This is a genomic window from Echinicola rosea (assembly GCF_005281475.1).
In the GTDB taxonomy this organism is placed as follows: domain Bacteria; phylum Bacteroidota; class Bacteroidia; order Cytophagales; family Cyclobacteriaceae; genus Echinicola; species Echinicola rosea.
Genome location: NZ_CP040106.1, coordinates 4,017,907 through 4,038,895 on the forward strand (window position 1 = coordinate 4,017,907; position 20,989 = coordinate 4,038,895).

At 45.0% G+C, this 20,989-nt stretch carries 18 protein-coding genes; 3 read left to right on the forward strand and 15 right to left on the reverse strand.

Annotated elements, in window-relative coordinates:
- Positions 1 to 543: 543 nt before the first annotated feature.
- The 5 genes from katG to FDP09_RS15880 all read right to left on the reverse strand — a co-directional run bounded on the left by katG (position 544) and on the right by FDP09_RS15880 (position 6,992).
- A complete protein-coding gene (gene katG / locus FDP09_RS15860; protein WP_137403606.1) occupies positions 544 to 2,811 on the reverse strand; it encodes a catalase/peroxidase HPI in 2,268 nt (755 codons plus the stop codon).
- Positions 2,812 to 2,936: 125 nt separating this feature from the next.
- Positions 2,937 to 3,680: a LytR/AlgR family response regulator transcription factor gene (locus FDP09_RS15865; RefSeq protein ID WP_137403607.1), complete on the reverse strand. Its 744-nt coding sequence runs from the start codon at positions 3,678 to 3,680 to the stop codon at positions 2,937 to 2,939.
- Positions 3,677 to 4,738 (reverse strand): sensor histidine kinase, encoded by a 1,062-nt coding sequence (locus FDP09_RS15870; protein ID WP_137403608.1) that lies wholly within the window; start codon positions 4,736 to 4,738, stop codon positions 3,677 to 3,679. The genes FDP09_RS15865 and FDP09_RS15870 overlap by 4 nt, the downstream gene beginning before the upstream one ends.
- 16 nt (positions 4,739 to 4,754) lie before the next feature.
- The gene (locus FDP09_RS15875; protein ID WP_137403609.1) at positions 4,755 to 5,744 is read right to left on the reverse strand and encodes a Kelch repeat-containing protein; all 990 of its coding nucleotides are present in this window, start codon (positions 5,742 to 5,744) and stop codon (positions 4,755 to 4,757) included.
- A 6-nt stretch (positions 5,745 to 5,750) separates the two neighbouring features.
- Positions 5,751 to 6,992, reverse strand: coding sequence for a DUF4270 family protein (locus tag FDP09_RS15880; protein WP_229683419.1), 1,242 nt, complete (start codon positions 6,990 to 6,992; stop codon positions 5,751 to 5,753).
- A 306-nt stretch (positions 6,993 to 7,298) separates the two neighbouring features.
- On the opposite strand from FDP09_RS15880, the gene FDP09_RS15885 reads away from it, so the two are divergent.
- From FDP09_RS15885 to FDP09_RS15895, 3 genes are all read left to right on the forward strand, one after another.
- Positions 7,299 to 8,537 carry a hypothetical protein gene (locus tag FDP09_RS15885; RefSeq protein ID WP_137403611.1) on the forward strand — a complete coding sequence of 413 codons (1,239 nt, stop codon included), beginning with the start codon at positions 7,299 to 7,301 and terminating at the stop codon, positions 8,535 to 8,537.
- Between the two features lie 13 nt (positions 8,538 to 8,550).
- Positions 8,551 to 8,976, forward strand: coding sequence for a DUF2141 domain-containing protein (locus FDP09_RS15890; RefSeq protein WP_222840289.1), 426 nt, complete (start codon positions 8,551 to 8,553; stop codon positions 8,974 to 8,976).
- A gap of 174 nt (positions 8,977 to 9,150) precedes the next feature.
- Positions 9,151 to 9,876 (forward strand): dioxygenase family protein, encoded by a 726-nt coding sequence (locus tag FDP09_RS15895; RefSeq protein ID WP_137403612.1) that lies wholly within the window; start codon positions 9,151 to 9,153, stop codon positions 9,874 to 9,876.
- Here FDP09_RS15895 and FDP09_RS24300 read toward each other — a convergent pair.
- The 10 genes from FDP09_RS24300 to FDP09_RS15940 all read right to left on the reverse strand — a co-directional run bounded on the left by FDP09_RS24300 (position 9,844) and on the right by FDP09_RS15940 (position 20,989).
- Entirely contained in the window at positions 9,844 to 10,047 is a 204-nt protein-coding gene (locus tag FDP09_RS24300) for a JAB domain-containing protein (RefSeq protein ID WP_394344033.1), read from the reverse strand. The genes FDP09_RS15895 and FDP09_RS24300 overlap by 33 nt on opposite strands.
- Positions 9,971 to 10,153 (reverse strand): hypothetical protein, encoded by a 183-nt coding sequence (locus FDP09_RS15900; RefSeq protein ID WP_222840290.1) that lies wholly within the window; start codon positions 10,151 to 10,153, stop codon positions 9,971 to 9,973. The genes FDP09_RS24300 and FDP09_RS15900 overlap by 77 nt, the downstream gene beginning before the upstream one ends.
- Positions 10,154 to 10,863: 710 nt before the next feature.
- Positions 10,864 to 11,877: an L-rhamnose/proton symporter RhaT gene (locus FDP09_RS15905; RefSeq protein WP_137403613.1), complete on the reverse strand. Its 1,014-nt coding sequence runs from the start codon at positions 11,875 to 11,877 to the stop codon at positions 10,864 to 10,866.
- A 31-nt stretch (positions 11,878 to 11,908) separates the two neighbouring features.
- Positions 11,909 to 12,943, reverse strand: coding sequence for an aldose epimerase family protein (locus tag FDP09_RS15910; RefSeq protein WP_137403614.1), 1,035 nt, complete (start codon positions 12,941 to 12,943; stop codon positions 11,909 to 11,911).
- Between the two features lie 83 nt (positions 12,944 to 13,026).
- Positions 13,027 to 14,157: a mandelate racemase/muconate lactonizing enzyme family protein gene (locus tag FDP09_RS15915; protein WP_137403615.1), complete on the reverse strand. Its 1,131-nt coding sequence runs from the start codon at positions 14,155 to 14,157 to the stop codon at positions 13,027 to 13,029.
- A gap of 2 nt (positions 14,158 to 14,159) precedes the next feature.
- Positions 14,160 to 15,605 (reverse strand): aldehyde dehydrogenase, encoded by a 1,446-nt coding sequence (gene aldA, locus FDP09_RS15920; RefSeq protein ID WP_137403616.1) that lies wholly within the window; start codon positions 15,603 to 15,605, stop codon positions 14,160 to 14,162.
- 35 nt (positions 15,606 to 15,640) lie between these two features.
- A complete protein-coding gene (locus tag FDP09_RS15925) occupies positions 15,641 to 16,411 on the reverse strand; it encodes an SDR family NAD(P)-dependent oxidoreductase (RefSeq protein ID WP_137403617.1) in 771 nt (256 codons plus the stop codon).
- Between the two features lie 12 nt (positions 16,412 to 16,423).
- Positions 16,424 to 17,443: a zinc-dependent alcohol dehydrogenase gene (locus tag FDP09_RS15930; protein WP_137403618.1), complete on the reverse strand. Its 1,020-nt coding sequence runs from the start codon at positions 17,441 to 17,443 to the stop codon at positions 16,424 to 16,426.
- A 115-nt stretch (positions 17,444 to 17,558) separates the two neighbouring features.
- Positions 17,559 to 18,755: a glycoside hydrolase family 117 protein gene (locus FDP09_RS15935; RefSeq protein WP_229683417.1), complete on the reverse strand. Its 1,197-nt coding sequence runs from the start codon at positions 18,753 to 18,755 to the stop codon at positions 17,559 to 17,561.
- Between the two features lie 842 nt (positions 18,756 to 19,597).
- Positions 19,598 to 20,989: a DUF2231 domain-containing protein gene (locus FDP09_RS15940; RefSeq protein ID WP_137403619.1), complete on the reverse strand. Its 1,392-nt coding sequence runs from the start codon at positions 20,987 to 20,989 to the stop codon at positions 19,598 to 19,600.

Consider the following 20,989-nt stretch of genomic DNA (forward strand, 5'->3'; position numbering starts at 1 on the left):
AGGTTAGAACTTAATTATGGAACCCCTACAGCTTGAGGGCAAACAAGGCCAAACCCTATATTAATATTTGGAGATATTGGCGTCATGGAAGACAAAGATCCTTAGACGAAATGGAGTCATCTTTTGATACATCCAGTTTTCCATTTCAGGTTCCTGCGAGCGACCAGTTTATAGAAAAATCACGGTAGGATTCCCCCAATTGTTATGAAAATTAGTTGTAAATCATTTTCCTGTGTTCATCCTTTTATCTGGGGTTAAATTCTCACCTTACTTGGTAGCATTAGGAGCCCTTCCATGGACCTAGTGTGGTTGCCAATTAGGAAAGCTGGATTATGTTATTTTTTTCCAAGTCTTAAAAACCCGGCTCTAATTTCCAGCCGGCGAATAATGCCCTGAAAAAAAGATAGCTTTTTTGACCAGGATAAAATTAGCAATAAACAAATCGGCCAGCTTACCGGTGACATATATCTTTGGTTTGCTGGCCGATAGCCTAGTGTCAAAATTGACTTTAGTGAAGTTTTAATTTATCGTGGTTACAGACCACTATTCCTTGGGATAGACCAGGTCAAACCTGTCCAGCTTCATGACCTTATCCCATGCGGCCACAAAATCCCTAACGAATTTTTCTTTGGCGTCATTGGCAGCGTAAACTTCTGCCAAGGCCCTGAGCTCCGAATTAGAGCCAAAGATCAGATCAGCCCTGGTGGCCGTATAGCGAACTGCTCCGGTATTTCTGTCCCTGCCCTCAAACACCTCTTTGGTATCGTCCACTGGAGACCACTCCGTGCGCATGTCCAGCAAGTTTACGAAGAAATCGTTGCTCAGCACTTCCTCGTTTTCATTGAAAATCCCATGTTTACTGCCATCGAAATTGGCATTCAGGGAACGCATACCGCCTACCAATACGGTCATTTCCGGAGCAGTCAACGTCAGTAACTGGGCCTTGTCCACCAGCAGCTCTTCAGTGGATAAGGTATATTGGGTTTTGAGATAATTTCTAAAACCATCTGCCATCGGCTCCAATACGGCAAAGGATGCTACATCCGTCTGCTCTTGGGTCGCATCCATTCGCCCTGGCACAAAAGGGATCGCTACCTCGTAACCTGCATTGGAGGCCGCCAATTCTACCGCAGCATCTCCCGCCAGTACGATCAGGTCGGCCATTGACACCTTTTTGGCACCATGGGAAGCATTGAAATCGGTTTGGATCTTTCCGTATACGTCAAGCACTTTGGCCAATTGCCCAGGGTTGTTTACTTCCCAATCCTTTTGTGGAGCAAGGCGAATTCTAGCCCCATTTGCCCCTCCCCTGCGGTCCGATCCGCGGTAGGTAGATGCAGAAGCCCAGGCAGTGGCAACCATTTCCCTGAGGCTCAGTCCTGAGCTTAGCAGGGCTTCTTTCAATTGGGAGATATCACCATTGTCTATCAAAGGATGATCGACCGCCGGAATGGGATCTTGCCAGATCAAATCCTCTTGAGGTGCCTCGGGGCCCAAATAGGTAGTTTTGGGTCCCATATCCCTATGGGTAAGCTTAAACCAAGCCCTCGCAAAGGCCTCATTGAATGCCTCAGGGTTTTCATAGAATTTCCGGGAGATCTTTTCGAAACTTGGATCAAACCTCAGCGAAAGGTCCGTGGTAAACATGGTAGGTTTGTGCCTTTTGGTTTTGTCAAACGCATCCGGCACGGTCATATCGGAATCCTTGGCCACCCATTGATGGGCTCCTGCAGGGCTCTTGGTAAGTTCCCATTCGTTTTCAAACAAGCTGACAAAAAAGAGGTGGCTCCACTGGGTAGGAGTAGGTGTCCAAGTCACCTCCAGTCCCGAGGTGATGGCATCGGCACCTTTACCGGATTTATACTTACTTTTCCATCCAAATCCCTGCTCCTCGATACCCGCTGCTTCGGGATCCTTGCCCACATGATCGGCTGGGCCAGCACCGTGCGCTTTACCTAGGGTATGTCCCCCGGCAATCAACGCCACGGTTTCCTCTTCGTTCATTCCCATCCTTCCAAAGGTTGCCCGGATATCGTCGGCAGCCAGTAGCGGATCGGGATTACCGTTTGGTCCTTCTGGATTTACATAAATCAATCCCATCTGAACTGCCGCCAAAGGATCTTCCAGTTCTCTGTCCCCAGAATAACGTTCCTCGTCACTGAGCCATTTTTTCTCAGCGCCCCAATAAACATCTGTTTCTGGCTCATAGGTATCTTCCCTTCCCCCAGCAAAACCAAACGTCTCAAACCCCATGTCCTCAAGGGCCACGTTTCCTGTTAGGACCATGAGATCAGCCCAGGATATTTTATTCCCATATTTTTGTTTAATCGGCCATAGTAGGCGCCTTGCCTTGTCCAAATTGGCATTGTCCGGCCAACTGTTCAGTGGAGCGAACCGTTGCTGACCGGAGCGTGAACCGCCACGGCCATCACCTGTACGGTAGGTTCCGGCACTATGCCAGGCCATTCTGATAAACAGTCCTCCATAGTGGCCGAAATCTGCCGGCCACCAATCCTGTGAATCCGTCAATACCTTATGAATATCACTCTTCAAGGAATCGTACGCCATGCTATTGAAGGCTTGGATATAATCAAAATCTTCTTCCATCGGATCTGAAAGGGAAGAATGCTGTCTCAGGATACTTAGGTCCAGTCTGTTTGGCCACCAATCGCTGTTCTCGGTAGCTTTTATTTTTTTTGTGGCGCCGGAATGTCCATCGGCGGTTGGTTCTTCGCCTTGGTGACCTTGCTGGCAGGATATTGCCAACAATCCCAAGACAACCAAAATTAAAAATGGTAATGCCTTTTTCATCGCTGTCTAATTTTAATATTACGTTTATGATACAATATTAAGGGCAAAAATTGTTTTGACAGCAATAAATGCAATTGATAGTTTTTATAATACGATAGATAAAATCTATCATAATTTTATGAATTTTAAAGGTTTTTGCGCACTACTAATTCATAAAAAAATTCCCGGAATGACTCTCCAATTGTAATGAACAGGTCCTTTTGATATAGTCTAACCTTATTCCTGCTAATGTTCTCTATCTGGTCAATGGAGACGATATAGGATTTATGGATACGGATAAATCCCTTGGAAAACAAACTCATTTCATAATGCTTTATCGAGTTTAGCGTCAGAACTGGATGCTCTTCATTTATCAAATGGATTTTTACGTAGTCCTTGTATCCTTCGAAATAAGAAATATCCTTTAGGTTTATTTTGATGGTGCTATGCTCCACCTTCACGAAAATAAAACCAGGCTGTTCTTTTGGTTGTGGAATTGCGTCGGATAGGGAAGTTTTGGGTTCCTTTGCCAAACCAGAATGGTTGAGGACTTTACTGACTGCCTGAAAAAAACGGTCAAAACTAATGGGTTTGAGCAAATAATCAATGGCATTGATTTCAAACCCTTTTACGGCATACTCACTGTACGCCGTAGTAAAAATCACCTTCGGTTTATGCGGTAGGCCCTCATAGAATTTTATCCCATTGATATCAGGCATATTGATGTCCAAAAATATAAGATCCACCTTATTTCGCATGATACTGTCCATGGCCTGGATGGCCGTATTGAACTTTCCCTGCAGGGTAAGCATGGGGATCTTGGAAATATAATCCTCCAGAATATCCAGGGCCAATGCTTCGTCGTCAATAATTATACAATTAATGTTCATTTCCTGATGGTTAAAAAACTTTTGAACGTACTGTTTTCATAAATTTGTTTAAAGCTGTGTTTTTTAGGGTATAGCAATTCCAATCGCTTCTTTAAATTGGCAATGCCCAACCCTTCCCTATTCGTATTGGTAAGCACCCCATCCTTTTGTTTGCTAACACTATTGATCACGGAAAGCAAAATCTCTTTGTCATTTTCTACCATGGATATCATTATGAAAGATGGGGCCATATAACTGATCCCGTGCTTAAACGCATTTTCTATCAGGGTTATAAATAGCAGCGGCTCTATCGGAAACTGCCCATGTGTAATGGAAAATGAACAGTTTATTTTCGGGGCGATTTCGGGATGGTATTTCAGTTTTTCCAAACTCACATAGTTTTTTATAAACGTGACCTCCTGCTCCAAGGTAACCTTATCCTTACCCGATTCATAGAGTACATATCGCAGCATATCAGATAGCAGCAGGATGGCCGGTGTCGTGTCCTCGGATTTCTTTCTTGCAAGAGAATAAATATTATTCAAGGCATTGAACAAAAAGTGGGGATTCAGTTGATTTTTAAGAAAATTTAATTCCTTGATGATCTTTTGTTTTTCGAGTTCTTCGTACCTCTTCTTTTCCTTTTCAAATTGTAAAATGAGTTCAATGCTGGTACCGAGACCCATGATCATCAAAAAGCGGATAAGCTCGGGCATAAAAAAGTGGAAGCTAAATCGTGGTTTATTAAACTCCTCCTGTCCATTTAAGGGGCCTTGACGAAACATCCCTGGGGGAGCTTCCCTAAAATATTGGTTAAGCCAAATAAAAACAGCCATAAACCCCAGCAAAAAAAGGGTGTACTGCAGGTATTTGCTATTCAGGATAAAGCTCGGAATCAGCCAAACGACATTGATCACGTAAAAAAACAGCAGACTTATATTGGTAATGCTGAAATAAAACAAGGACACCGGTCTATTATTGGTCCCTGTCAAAAAAGAAAGTGCTGGGGACATGATGATCCCCAGTACCAATAGGTGAATGATCACCTTCAATAAACCCCTTTGCTTTATTTTGAGCATTTTTTATTTCAATATATCAATCCTCTTCGTCGTAATCAACAAATGGATCCAATTCCCATATATCATCAAATCGCAAACTGGAACTCTTACCAAGCAGGACATAAGCACGCTCTCCATTTATGGAAAAAGCAGAAGCCCCTGTCCTGAAGGTGCCCTCATAATCTGTTTTTTCTGCCCAACTGTCCGTATATGGGTGGTATTCCCAGGTACTGCCGATAATGGAACCCCTGTTTCCCACAGTGATATAGCCATACTCCCCAATGGTAAATGCGCTGCCATTGGAACGGTATATCAGATAGTCATCATCGTAATCCAAGTCTTCTTTTTGGGTCCACTCTAAACTGTTGCCGTCCAGTGCCCATAAGTCAAATTCATAGGATCCATTATTGATTCCAGTACAAACATACGCTATGTCATTAATGACAAATGCCACTGCTCCTTGTCTTTTGGCACCTCCCATGCTAAATATCTGCTGCCAAGCATCGGAAGCAGGATCATATTGCCAAAAATCCTTCTGCTCGCTCCCGTCATAGCCGGTGCCGATATACCCTTTCCCAGTCAGGGAAAAACCAACCGCGTCGTATCTGGCCGTCCCTCCAAATGATGCCACTTCCTTCCAGGTATCGGTAGCTGGGTCATACTCCCAAAAATCATTCAATTTGTCCGTACCATCATACCCTGTGCCGACATACCCTTTTCCGTCAATCGAAAAGGCTACTGCATTACTTCTGGCGGTTCCTGGGAAATCCCCTTTTCTTTCCCAATAATCCCCTTCGGCATTATATTCCCAAAAGTCATTTAAATATTCATCTCCGGTGTAGCCTCCCATGACGTAGGCCTTATTTCCAATCGAAAAAGCTGCTGCATGGGACCGGTTGTCCCCATCAAAATACGACCTTCTGATCCAGTTCCCCTCTGATGGTTGTTCCTCTGCATCCGAACAGGAAAAGGTGAGCAATAATCCAAATAATGGAATAATGTAGTTTAATAAGTTCTCTTTACGCATTGTTTCTCAATTTAATGGTAGATATGTGATGTCTATTTTGATTTTTTGTTCTCCTGAAATATTCGAGAATAAAAGCCCCGAGGCCTGCAGTGTGCTGGTGGATGACGGAACCGAAATCCACAGGGCGTCTTGGTTGTTGATCCCCTTGGAAAGCTTATAATCTATGAAGTCTTTCACGGGAATTTCATAAAATGTCTTTTCCTGAAATTGTTCATCCCATGACGTCAGGGATGTGCTTCCCATTTGTTGGATAGGGAGGTTTTTCTTGTCCACTATGCTGCTATTGATCGCAGTGACGGGCGTATTAAAATACCTGTCATATGTATTTGGCTTCAATGGGAGCCTAAGGCTGGCCGTGGTGATGTAATAATCATCGGCCAGTTCCAACAGCTCATGGATATTGGGCAGCTCTATCCGAATGGATGCCCCCATAAGTATATCTGCCATGACAGCCCCTTGGGCATCCTCTCGGGCGATATTTTCATATGGTGATGGAGATGAAAAAAACTCAGAACCCCGATCGACTCTTAAATGTGTGAATTTTTCATTCCCGAGATTTACGGGAAGTCTCAGCGTTTTGGCCCCTTCATCCAGATCACTGGGAATACGATAATAAAATCCCACATAGGACTCCTCTGAAAAGCTCACCAAGGGACTGTTGTCCGCCGTAGTGAGCATTAAACCCCTAAATAAGGCCTCAAGGTTTTCTGTGGACTCAAAAGGGCCGTCATTGTCCTTCCCCAAACCAAAAAGATCATTCCCAAAGGATGGTGATAAGGTTATGGTCAAGGAATCCTTATGGGGAAGAATACGGGATGGCACCGTCACCATGGGCTGTGCGGCATGACCAAACTGCTGAAAGCTGAAAATATTGCCATCATCATTGGCCTCCAGTTCTTCGGTCAGTTCATACACGGAAATGTCAAAGCCCGGAAGTGTATCGTAGTGGTAGGTCTCATAAAACAGTACCAGGACAGTGGAGTCCAAAGTAGCCTCATCATCAATCTTGGTTCCCGAACTTACCCCAAACTGTAAATAGGGTTCGGCATGGATTTTTCCCCGAAAATTGTCCTCGTGATGCCCAAGCATAAAGGAACTGAGGCCATTGGTGACCAACGAATCATTAAAATAGGTAAACAATTCAATATCCGTGTATTCTATCAACTGAAGTTCCAGCTCATCACTGTCGATCACCACTTGGGAGTCTGTAAGGTTCTCGTTTTGAAAACAGCCAGTTAGCATAAGCATGTAAAACAAGAAATATTTAGGTGTCTTTTTTATCATATACCGACCTTGAAGGGGCTATTTAATTCAACTAATTATGGACACAAAGCAATGGAAAAAGTTAAGGCCCATGTCTGAAAAATAGACTTACCGTGCATTTTTATCGATGAAACCTTCCTATCGCTCTTTGTACTCCTGCAGGAAGGTTTTCTTTCCACTAATAAGGATTATTTATGGCAGCCGAGAGCTTGTAGTGAATTTTCACCCGTTGGTCTATAAATCCGAAAACCGTAATTCAAACACTATACATTTCAGGAAAATTTCAAATTTATGCATGGCATTTTAAGGATACTTTGTAGTAGTGTTTGTTTTCTGATTTTTCAGGGTGAGCTGTTTGCCCAGCGTGGTGATGGCTCACTTTTCTCTTCCCATGGAGTAGGATTATTATCGGAAAACAACTTCGGGCAAGCCGCCAGGCTATCCGGAAGTGGGGTCGCCGCACGGTCTCCCTATTTTCTGAATTACCTGAACCCTGCCAATGGCACAAGTGTCACTGCCTATAATTTTATGGCCGATGCACAGATTGACTATAAATTGATGAACATCCGGACTTCCTCGGAAGAAATTACCATAAACCGGACCAACCTGAGCTTAGTCTCCCTGTGGTTCAGGACATCCCGAAAGTCCGCCCTTAATTTCGGCCTCATGCCGATGACCAGCGTCGATTACAGTTTTGTGGAAGAAACCTATTTTGCGGGTTCAGCCATCCCTTTTGACAAGTACATCAAGGGGTACGGAAACATCAACAAGGTGTTTGTCAACTATGCTTTGGACATCACGCCCCGCCTGACGCTTGGGGTGAGGCCATACTTTGCCTTTGGCCATATCAACCATGAGAAATATTACGATACCGATCAGGTTACCAGCGGATCAATAGCAGGCTTCACCATGAACGAACGTGATAATTATAAGGGTGTAGGGCTGGATGCCGGTGTCCAATATGTGGCATTCAAAAAGGGAGACAAACAACTAATCATTGGAGCTACTTATGAAGCGCCTACCAAATTGACCGTCACCCCAACCTCCATGGCCTACCTCAACGAAACGGATTCGGTCCTTTATGAAATTTCCGGCACGGGAACCAGTGCCCGGTTAGGCAATACGTTTAAGGGAGGTCTCGCATTCCAAAATAAAAAATGGCTGATCGCGGCAGATTACAGCTATAAGATGTTTTCCACGGAATGGGAGGAATACACCAATAGCCATAGGTTTAGTTTGGGCGCAGAAATATCGCCCGATTTCTATAGCTACAAACTCCTTAACAGAATGAACTTCTCCGCTGGCCTCTTTTACGATAGTGGCTATATAAAATCAGGAAATACACCTGTGGATGTAAAAGGCGCAAGCTTGGGTTTCGGATTTCCCATACAGGGATTCACCAGGATTAATTTATCATACCAATATCAGGAGACAGGTTCAGTCTCCCTGTTAGCTAAAGAAGTCACCCATGGCCTTACACTCAATCTAAACATCGCAGATATCTGGTTTCAAAAACCGGTCTATAAATAATTAACTATTGAAAATGTCCTTACTCTATTTGATTCTAATGTACTTGGTACGGCCTGTTCCTGATGAATATTCACATGCCGTAATCACTATCGACAATGTGGACCTGTCTTTGGGAGGCAATATTAAAATCCAGGTTTTTGATGAACTTACAGTTGTTAATTCGGAAGGGATGGCACCTATCTTAGAAAAAACGATAACTGCCAATGTAGAGGATTTACCGGTAAGACTGGACCAATTGCCCATTGGGGAATACATGATTGCGGTATTACATGACAGTAATGGGAACGGAAAACTGGATTATTCCATTTTTGGAGTTCCAAAGGAAGGTTATGCCTTCTCCGGCCAGTTTTCCTGTAGCTTAAAATCTGCCGGTCCAAAGCTACACATGATCCACCTGACGGAAGGACTGCAACATATCAGGATGCATTTATGTTATTGATTCCTCAAGGATATGCAGCCTGCTTCCTGCGGAGGTAATTTACAAATTAACATGGACCTTGGATAAATCAGTTCTAATAAACAGTTGCAGGAAGTATTCCTACCAAAACAACAATGGCCAATGGTTTTAGCAAGATAATGACAAAGGCACTTTAAAAATTTAACATAACGATCCATGGAAAAAAGAAGGTTCTTAAAACATTTAGGGCTTAGCAGCTTGACCCTACCATTTATCACATTTTGCACTGAAAATGGAGCCCCTGAAACAGGTGATGATACGGAAAATAGTACTGGAGACGGTTCATGTACCATCACTGCGACAGAAACAGCAGGCCCCTTCCCTACACATTCACCCTCATCTCTTCAGCGTATGGACATCCGTGGTGACCGTACGGGCATTGACCTCGACATCGAAATCACCATCCTAAATGGCAATGAAAGCTGTACGCCCATGGAAGGAGCGATGGTAGATATCTGGCATTGTGATAAAGACGGAAACTATTCCGAATATGGAGGAACGGGCATGCAACAAGAAAATTATGCTGATCAACATTTCCTTCGGGGACGACAGGTTACCGATGCCAATGGAAAAGTTGCTTACACCTCCATTTTCCCTGGGTGGTACCAAGGCAGGGCCACCCATATTCATGTACACGTTTACAGTGCGTCCAATCAATCATTATTGGTAACCCAGATTGCCTTCCCAGAAGGGACTGATAGTGCTGTAAACCAAGTAAACGCCTCCAGTGGGGAAGGATACACCAAAGGCATGAACGGGTACACCTCTAATGCAAGGGATAATGTATTCAGCGATGGAGTAGAAACCGAAATGTCCATCCTCTCAGGAAGCATTGACGAAGGATATAGTTTAACACACCGAATTGTAGTGCGTGGACAATGAACGGTGAGTCTTGGCCGCTGCAAAGAACACTTTCAGGTCTACCACGGTTCCGCAGGTTCCACCGGACGAGGCGTTGACAATGCCCAGCACACGGTTAGCCCTGTTGAGCAAAACCACCTTGAACTCTTCGATAAACTCCAGTTTTGATGCGTCCCAATTGGCCCTGAGCACTTTGGGAGGAAACAATCTGCGGCTTATCTGACATCTTGGAATTGGGGCGGTAGCTCAGCGTGATTTCGGCTACTTGGCTGAGGACGGCGTTGTTGTTGGTATCCATAACATTTCATGTTTAAGGTTAGAAATTAATTATGGAAGCCCTACAGCTTGAGGGCAAACAAGGCCAAGTGGCAACGGAATAAAGGAGGGCACGGTGGGAAGCACTGTGTTTATGCCGTAAGCTCATGGCTGCCCTGCAGCCCTAAAGCTAACTTTGTGGAGTGACCAATGTACAACCCCTCTCCCATTTTTCGAAAAGAAAGAAAGGCTAATTAGAATAAAATGAAAGAACGGTACTATTACCGTGGGTGTTAATTGTGGGTAACTTTTGGGAAGTTATCCACTGTTCACGCCCCACTTAACCTGTGTTACAAAAGTGACTCCGCATTTCACTTCTTAGTAAAACATGCCCTGAAGGCAAGAAAGTATCCAGAACCCTTCCCTAACAAGCCTTGGTTAATTGTAGAAAAACTTTATCGGGAATTGAAAAGGTCAACGTTACCAACTGGAAATCAATAGTATCGTCAACAAACGATCAACTTTGCCGACTGGTCAAATAGAAAACCTCACTACCTCCTTTCTGGAGGATGTCATCCTGAAGTAAAAAATAAAAGCTTAGGACGAAGTAGTGAACTCAGACCTATAAAGAAGGTCTAAAAATAACGGGGACTGTTCGACAAGCTATATTCTTAAAGACAGTCCCTGCTATTTTTTACCAGTTCTATCGCAATCGGTAAGCCGAATTACTATCGGCCATTTTCACTCCTTACCTTACATTCCATTCCCTACTCCAATGATAATGATCCCTATCACCATACAGGCCAAGCCCGCATACAGGAAACCCTTCGCTTTAGATGAGGCCCCTATCCATTCCTTGGTAATCAATCCACTGATAATAGCCGTGGCCACACTACTGGTATTAAAGATGGCATAGCCTACCGAATTACCTGCATCACCTAAGAGATAAGCAGCATAAGCAAAAATAGCAGAGGCGGCATAATGAAACACCGCCATTACCAAAATCAACAGGAAATTCTTTGAAAGGTGAGGCGTTTTGAAATCCACCCATGCTTTCTTTTGGGTCAGTTGCCATGCAAAATAGATGGTCATGACGATCCCCCCACTGATAAAAATGGGAAACATCACACAGACAGCGGTAATCCAATCCGCATTTCCTTGCGCTTGACTGGCCTCATGTAAATACGGTCGGCCTACAGCGTTGGCGTAACTAAATCCCGTAGCCAACAAGCCCCCAACAACGGCAATGATAATGCCCACTACGATATTCCCTTTGGTCTGGCCTTCAGCAGCTTCTTGTGCATTCTGGTCCTTTTCCCTGATAATCCCTGCTTTGCCGTTAAATATCACGCCTATCAGTACCACGACAATTCCTGCTATGATATAATAAAGCGAGCTCTGGTCAGGCAGACCATCTACGGCAAAGGGCAACAAGGATCCAATAAGAATGATGGTACCGATAAAAATAGAAAAGCCCAGAGACAGCCCTATATGATTGATGGCTTTGCCCCACATCATCACGCCTGTACCCCATAAGATACTGGCCAAGCCCATCTTCAGCCAAATATCTCCTGGCATATTTCCGAAGATCTCAGAAAAACCATCAATCAACACCACGGAAGTAATGGTCGGCACCACAAACATGGTGAGCACAAAAAACAAACTCCAGGTATTTTCATACTTAAAATCCTTGGTGAATTTCTCTGGCAATGCATATAATCCCAAAATAAGGCCTGCACTTACGGCCCAAATAATTCCTGCTATCATAATTTTTTCGTTTTAGTAAAGTGAATAGTTATTACCAGTCCAGCTTGAAAGTAGTCTGGCTGGTATAGGTCGTATTGGCTGGCGTGACTGCTCCTGGGGCATTTTCCAAGTTAGGCCCATTGGGGTAAGGGTGAGTTTCGCAACAAAACGCCCGAAATTTCCCAAAGCGGTCGCCATTTTCCCGTGCTAACTGGTCGGAAGTGTACATTCCTGTATAAAAAAGCATCCCCGGCTCCGTGGTAGACACGGTCAGCTTCCTACCCGAAGGTGCATGGGCAATTTCCGCCCTACGAGCCAAGTCCTTGGGCTCGCCAAAAGTAAAATAGTGCTCAAAACCATCCGGCAGATGTCTAAACACCTCATTCATAGGCACCCCATTGCTTATATCGAAAGAAAACCCTGAAACAGAAGCTACTTCCCCTACAGGCACATTAGTGGCATCTGGAACCAAATAATCTTGCGTTTGGATAGCTATCCGGTGGCCTTTGATATCTTCTTCAAAGCCTGAAAGGTTAAAATAAGTATGGTTGGTCAAGCCCAAAGGTGTATCCTTGTCAGGGGTAGCCTTATAAGTAATGGCCAGCTCCTGTTCTTCGGTCAAGTGAAAATGAACGGCAACATCTACGTTTCCAGGATAACCTTCTTCACCATCTTCTACCGCCAGCGATAACACCAGCAAATTACTGTCGGATTGGAGCTCCTTCTCTGACCATATTCTTTTATCAAAGCCCTTTACCCCACCATGAAGGTGATTGGAGCCATCATTGGTGGCTAGCTGGTAGGTCTTTCCCTCTAGGGTAAAAGCTCCATCCTTAATCCTGGAAGCATACCGGCCTACCGTGCTTCCAAAATAGGGGGAATTGGCCTTGTATTCATCACTAAAGTAACTTTCAAAGTTATCAAATCCACATGCCAGTTCTATCCTATTCTCTTCATTGGGTATGGAAATGGACGTCACCGTGGCGCCGTAAGTCATGATTTTTACTTGCATCCCACGGTTGTTTTCCAAGGTATATAGCCATACATCCTGACCTTCATATTGGCCAAATTTTTTCTTTGTGATCATTTGGGTTATTGGTTTGGTTTATAAAAATCAAAAAAAACAGCAACCCTTCTGCCCGAAAGCGTCTAGGCTGCTGACCCCTTAAACTAAATTTGTAAGGGCTTATCTCTAGCCTTAGTGACTGTACCTACCTCATAAGGTGACAGTTTACTCCAGTCAAACTCCACTCCAACCCCAGCTGCGTCTGGAGCTACGGCCATATGATTTTCAATGACCAATGGTCGCGTGGTATATTCATCAATTGGGAAACTGTGCACTTCTAGCCAACCACTGTTTTCTTGGGCTGACACTAAGCTCACATGTAGTTCCTGCATACCATGCGAGCAGGCAGGAATGTTGTAGTCCTTGGCAAGACGTGCTGCCCGTAACCAACCTGTCACTCCTCCACAATTGGATGCATCAGGCTGGATAAAACCCAGTTTTGACTGCTCCATTGCATATTCAAACTCATGAATGGTATGCAGGTTTTCCCCCATTGCCAAAGGGACGTTGGTAGCATCAGCTATCAGGCCATATCCTTTATAATCATCCGGGATGGTAGGTTCCTCAAACCAAAGGATATTGTATTGCTCAAAAGCATTGGAGGCCTTGATGGCCTTCTCCCGGCTCATCGAGTAATTGGCATCCACCATAAACGTAATATCTGGCCCAATAATCTCCCTCACGGCCTTGATCCGCTCTAGGTCTTCTTCCAGGTTTTCCCTACCTATTTTTATTTTCACTGCATTGAACCCCGCCTCCAAATAACTTTTCATATTATCAAGCAGCTTGGGAAGGGGAAACTGCAAGTCGATCCCCCCGCGATAGGCTTTGCATTTATTGTTATGGCCTCCCGCCATCTTCCACAGTGGGGATTCCGCTTGCTTTCCTTTTATATCCCAAAGGGCTATATCAATGGTAGAAATGGCAAAGGAAGCCACTCCCCCGCGGCCCACATAGTGGATATGCCACTCCATAAAATCATAGATCTTATCGATCTCCGTACCATCCATCCCCAGTAGTGCTGGCGCCAGATCATGGTCCACCATTGCTTTGATAGCGTGGCCTCCCTTGCCTCCTGTATAGCTATAGCCGGTTCCTACGCTTCCATCTTCCAGCTTGATCGTGGTGGTAATCAGCTCGAAATGGGTATGATCTCCGTGCTTGGCATCATTGAGCACTTCTGGCAGAGGTACTTGAAACAACCGACATGTAATATCTTTTATTTTACTCATCATCCTCAAACTTTGAATTTCACATAAAAGGTCTTTTTTTCCAGGTACTGCTCGAAACCGTACTTTCCATCCTCACCTCCTGTACCACTCAGTTTGTAACCATTATGGAAACCTTGGTGCTGCTCACCATGTCCCCTGTTTACATAGATTTCTCCAAACTCCAGTTCTTCGTTACATTTCATGATGGTGCTCATATCATTGGTGAAGACCATTGCTGCCAGCCCAAACTCACTGTCATTGGCATATCCCATCACTTGGTCAAAGTCCTTGAATTTTATCACCGGCAAAATAGGCCCAAATGATTCATCATGGACAATACCCATGTGCTGTTCTACATCTGTCAGCACAGTTGGCTCAAACCAATACCCCTTTTCAAACTGGGAGCCTTCTGGCCTTTTCCCCCCTAGGAGCAAGGTAGCACCTTCTGACACTGCCTCTTTCACTAGCTTCTCCATATTGGCCAATTCTTTGGCGTTCACTTTGGGACCCATCTCGGAATCGGGATCCATGGGATCACCTACCTTTATGGCCTTTACCTTATCCATAAACTTCTCCATGAAGGCGTCATAAATATTTTCATGCAAGTACAAACGCTCGTTACAGGTACAAACTTGACCACAGTTATCAAACCGTGAATGCAGCGCCGCATCCACTGCTGCATCGATGTCTGCATCTTCAAAAACGATAAACGGGGCTTTTCCACCAAGCTCCAACTGGACATGGGTAAGGTTTTCAGCAGCAGATTTGGCGATTTGCTGCCCCACGGGTGTACTTCCCGTCATGGTAACCATTTTGGTAATAGGATTGGCGACGAGGGCACCTCCCATCTCCCTTCCTGGACCGGTAATGATATTAAGGACACCAGCCGGCAAACCTACCTTGGAAGCTATATTCCCAAGCTCCAAGGTGGAAAGGGGCGTTTCGGTGGTTGGTTTTACTACGATGGTATTTCCGGCTACCAAAGCCGGCCCAATTTTCCGTCCAGCCAGTGCCAAGGGAAAATTCCAAGCCGTAATGGCCACTACCACACCTCGGGGAATCTTATGAATCCAGATGTGCTCATTCTCATTGTCCGAAGGCACCAAATCGCCTTCTATTCTACGGGCCCATTCGCAGGCATATTCTATAAATGAGGCGGTGACTTCCACTTCCATTTCTGCCACACCGATCAGCTTGCCCTGCTCCTTCACGATCAATTCAGAAAGCTCCTTTTTTCTGGCTTTTATTTCCGCAGCAAAGGCATACAGGTATTCAGCTCGCTGCCTGGCGGGGAGCTTTCGCCATGCCTTCTGCGCACTTTCAGCAGCTTCCAAAGCTCTTTGGGCGTCGTTGGCATCACCATCTTGGACAGTGGCCACCACCGTCTCATCCGATGGATTGATTACTTCGGCAGTTTTTCCAGAAGGGGTATTTACCCATTCTCCATTTATGTATAATTGATAATCTTGCATGTTATTTAGTTTAATGGTTGATTAAAAAACAACAATCACCGGCCCATCCAGCCGCCATCCACTAGCATGATACTTCCATGCATATAAGCTGCAGCTTCCGAACACAAAAATACCACTGGGCCTCCAAAATCCTCTGCTTCGCCCCACCGTCCCGCAGGTATTCTGGAGAGTATGGACTGGGACCGATCAGGGTCATTTCGTAAGGCTTCCGTATTATCGGTACTAATGTATCCAGGTGCAATGGCATTTACATTTACTCCTTTAGAGGCCCACTCATTGGCAAATGCCATGGTCAGCTGGCCGATCGCACCCTTGCTGGCAGCATAACCAGGAACAGTAATACCACCTTGAAAGGTCAGTAGTGACGCTGTGAATACCACTTTCCCGCTTCCTCTGGCCACCATTTCTCTCCCAAACTCCCTCGTCAGGATAAACTGGGCGTTCTGGTTCACTTCTATGACCTTGTCCCACATCTCATCTGGATGCTCGGCTGCTGGCTTACGCAAGATGGTTCCTGCATTGTTGATCAGTATATCTATTTGGGGATGGTCTTTTTTTACAGTTGAAATAAACTGGTAAAGGGACTCCCTATCCGAAAAATCACATTGATACGCAGAGAACTTACGTCCCCTATCTTTGATGGATTTCTCTACATTACTGCCCTCAAGTTCCAGGGAAGCACTTACGCCGACAATGTCCGCTCCGGCATCTGCCAAGGCCTCAGCCATCGCTTTGCCGATCCCTCGCTTACAGCCTGTTACCAAAGCTGTCTTCCCCTTTAGACTGAATTTATCTAAAACACTCATTCGTTCGTTGGTTTATTGGTTTATGTCAATTAGGTATTTCATCCCGGCAGGATTCTGGTCGATCTCATCGAAGATCTCCTGGATCTGTCCCAATCCTCCCACCTTGGTGATGAGTTTTTCGAATGGCACCGCTCCTGAAGCAGCGATATGAAGCGCTTCATCATAATCCTCTTCCTCATAAAGCCTGGCTCCAAGCAATTCAATTTCGGACCAGAAAAACTTAAACAGGTCAACTTCCCTTGGCCCGCCGCCATGTATGGCCACCATGACGATCCTTCCCCGGACATTGACCACTTCGGTCATCGCCTCCACGCCTGGCTTAGAGCCAGAAACCTCAAAGGCGCAGTCGATCATTTTCTCTTCTGTCAGATCAGAAATGGCTGTTTTCAGGTCTTGTTCGATTGGATTCACCACGGTAAAACCAAGCTCCCTCAGCATGCTGATTCGCTTTTCGTTTACTTCGGAAATAATTACATTGGCGCCCTTGTCTTTTAGCACATAGGCAATGAGTGTACCGATGGGACCTCCACCTATTACCAAGGTATTTTCTCCTTGCTTTACCCTACCGATTTTCACATCATGACAGGCCACTGACAAGGGCTCTATAAATGCGCCATGCTTCAAGCTAAGTCCTTCGGGAAGTTTATGAAGTGTATATGCTGGTACTACCCAGTTTTGCTGAAATGCCCCTGCACTATCTATTCCTATAAACTTCAGGTTTTTGCCGACATGCTTATGGCCTTTGTCAAATGGGTGATCTGCTCCGAATCTTAAGGGGCGTACCGCTACCTCATCACCGACCTTGATGTCCGAAACACCTTCACCAACTTCCGCCACAATCGCAGAAGCTTCATGGCCGATCACTTGGGGAGGCCCTACACGCTTGTCCATCACCCCGTGAAAGATGTGTACGTCGGTGCCGCAAACGCCACAGTACTGAACAGAAAGCCTTACTTCGCCTTTACCAGGACTATGTACTGGTGAATCTCCTAAAGTGAACTTTCCTTTTTCTTGATAAAATGCTGCTTTCATAATGTTTTCTACTCGTTCTGTTATTATAAACTAGGTTTAAATCACTCCTATCACTGCCACTGATCGCCATAATGCTAACACATATGTAGCGACACAGAGGCAAGGGAGGATATAATCAGGGATTAAAAGACTTTTTGGCATCGAAGCGCTTGATGACCTGCCAGTCTCCAGTAACGTATTCATGGGTAAGCCCCCATTTGAGCGCAGCCACTGGGCCAGTTTCGAAATCCAAGGATTGATCCAGTCCGGCAGCTTCAGGCCCACCTTTTATATGTGACTTGATTTCGAAGTTGATTCCATCAGGAGACCATTGGATGGTGTTTCGCTCTGGGCCATCTGTGATGATCAATGCCGCTACCCCTCCGTCATATTTCCAAACACACAGCTCATGTCCACTGTTGGTAATGGGATTATAGGGTGACTTGGTATAAGGGCCGGTGAGCTTGTCGGAGATGGCTACTCCCCACTTGATTTCCCTTCCACCGAAGGTTCTCTTTTCGCCCATTCTTTCCCCTTTATAATAGAGGTGAAATTTTCCTTTGTAATGTAAAAGTGTGGGATCATGTACTTTATGACTATCAAAAGACCCTTGTTTGGTCACTTTAAAGCGGGTATCCTCTTCGCCAAGCCATTCACCGTCATCACTAGGTGAGAGTATAGGTGCATCTAACTTTTCGAATGGGCCGTCAGGGCTATCAGAAATTGCCATTCCTACTTGGTTCTTGACCCTATTCACATAGGGGGCTTTTACGGTCTGGTAGACCAAGACATATTTCCCCTCGTGTACCATCACTTGTGGAGTAAATACAGAACGGTCATCATAGGCACCGTCTTCACCTCTGCCCACTGCGAGTCCTTGCTCATTCCAAGTCCAACCGTCCTTGGAGGTGGCATACCACACCTCTGATTTGTCCCATGGAAAGACTTTCTTTTCAGGGTCTCCCGTCCCAAACCCATAAGATTTCCCTGACGTTTTGGTATAATAAACATAATAGGTGTCCCCTACTTTGATCAAGTCACTGGGATCCCTTCGGGTGACACCTTCTTCATAGGCAAAATCACCCTTGAGATCCGAATGGGTAAATTCGATAAACCACTCCGGTCCTTGGGCATAGTTACGCTTTAGGGCGCGCTTGGATGCCGCACTTAGCTTATCTGTTTTGGGTATGGCCAAATAATCATAGACCGAATCCGGATAATGCTGAAGGGATTGCTCTTCTGATGACTGGTCTTGGGTGGGACTGGATGGTGTACATCCGATGACTGCTGACAATAATACTACAAGTGGCAGTACAGATTTCATTCTAAACATATTTTTGAGGTTATTAAATTGAGTTTACTTTTTATGGATACTTGGCCAAAAAACCATGTATCCATTATTTACCAATTGCTGCTATTGGCATACTGAACAGGAAACCGGAATGATTTTATTTCTTTCCTATTCACTGATCTAAAACTCGAACATTACCTCTACTATCCCATAAAAGATCACTAGACAAAAACTGGATAAACCACTATTAAATCCAAATCGGACTGGATTTTAGCTGACACTTCACTTTTTGAGTACCCAGACCCCTGTTAAAAAGCCTAATTGGTGGTGGGAACGGGGTAGTGGTCTGGCAAGCGGATACTTAAAAAAAAAACATTTGTCAAACGACCAGAAACATATCTCTCACAATTGTACAAAAGGAGTTACTTTTTTATGATTATCCCGAAATGACACCAGTAATCACAGGGAAATTAAATAGGTGCTCACAGAAAACATGGAAATCTCAGAAAAGCTTTATTTCATCCTGGGTGTTCCGTGGGAAATAAAACCTACTGGCAATAAAGCGTATAATCAAATTACTTTTTTCACCTGAAGGGAAAAAGTAACAAGGTAGCCAGGGCAAATGCGTTTAGTGTTTTGAAGGGGAACAATTTTCGTGTGCATAGCTATCATCCGTGCCGCTGGCACTCCTTCGGGAAGTTGAGGAGCGCTTAAGCTCCTGCGGATGAATCCGCAGGTTACTAAATTTATCGTGCCGCTGGCACTTTGCCCCGATTTGTACATTGGAAACCGCAGTAGCCCATCCCTCCATTCGGCAAGATAGGCTGAAAGAATGATTAGTTGATTTGGGTCGTACAAGCCGTCGCAGCTATCTGCTCATGTATTTAGCTACTTTTCATCTTTTCATTCGCCCCTCCGATGAGCTCTAAATGAGGATAATCCTGACGAAGGGTTTGTAATTCTTCGTTGCTCACTGCTGTTTTCCATAGGTAAATTTTCAGTTTTTGAGGTGTCTTTGCCAATGCGTCAAATCCTGCTTTTGAGATACCTGTGCCATATACATTGACCACCTCCAAATGGGGTAAATTGGCCAAGGTTTCCATTTGTTCATCAGACACATTGGAGTGCCGAAGGTCAATTCGGATCAGGTTTTGCATCTTGCCTATCGCTCCAACGTCTTCAGGAGACAGCTTAGCTCCAGAAAAATCCGCATACACGATATTCCGGGCCATATCTTCCAATAGGCCAGGTGCAGAGGATGTAAGCTTATTTGACGTCATCCTTAGTTCCAGTATTTGACTGTCAGGCGTAAGCCTGGACACCATCAGTCCAGTTTCATTTGCTTGTGCAATTTTTTCATCGTCCACCTCAGGTGGGAGCAATTTTTCTATAAAGGAACGGGGACTGGCATCTACCCCATAATCCCGGTCCATCACGGCTATTATTTCCTGAGGGAGCTCTTCACCTGCCAGTTTTAAGCTGTCAGTAGCCCCTTGGGATACCCACCACTTCAATAGCGCTATCTCTCCATAAGATAAGCCGTTTCCTTGTGGTGGCATGTATTTTTCATTGTCCGTAGGCAGTGTCACCCGGTGTACAAGCTCACTTTCCAAGCTCGAACTACCAGACAAAACGCTCCCTTCGTCCCCTCCTGATTGTATGGCCTCATAACTGCTCAAATCAAGCCCTCCTTTTGCTTTGGAGGGATTATGGCATCCGGTACATTTCTCTTCCAGAATTGGCTGAATGATATGGGAAAACACCAAAATAGAATCTGAATTGCCCGGCAATGTGTTTTGGCTATTTCCATTCGGAGACATCCCCGCCAATCTCTTAATGGGAGCAGGTGCATGAGCCAATAAATAATCAGACCCATGGGTCAAGTTTCCGCCCAAATGTCCTGTCAGGGAAACCAAGATAAAGGAAACCGCTACCAGCCCATAGGCAATTACTGGGCTTTTTTTATCCCACTTCTTGGACTTTGACCAATACAAAACAGCGGTCAACACCACTAAGGCAAATCCCATCCATTTATGCAATGATAAAGCGCCTGCCTCGTAGCCACCACCTTGGGCAAGCAATAGGCCGATCAGTGCACTCATCAGTGCTCCTACCGAACCGGCCAAATAAGACCAAGCAGTCACCTTCCTGAGATCAGGCTCCTTGGACTTCCTGAATACCGCGACCAATTCCAGTAATAAACCAAATAGTAAGAAACCTATCGGAAGGTGCACCACCAAAGGGTGAAACCTTCCTATAAACTGCGACCAATCCAT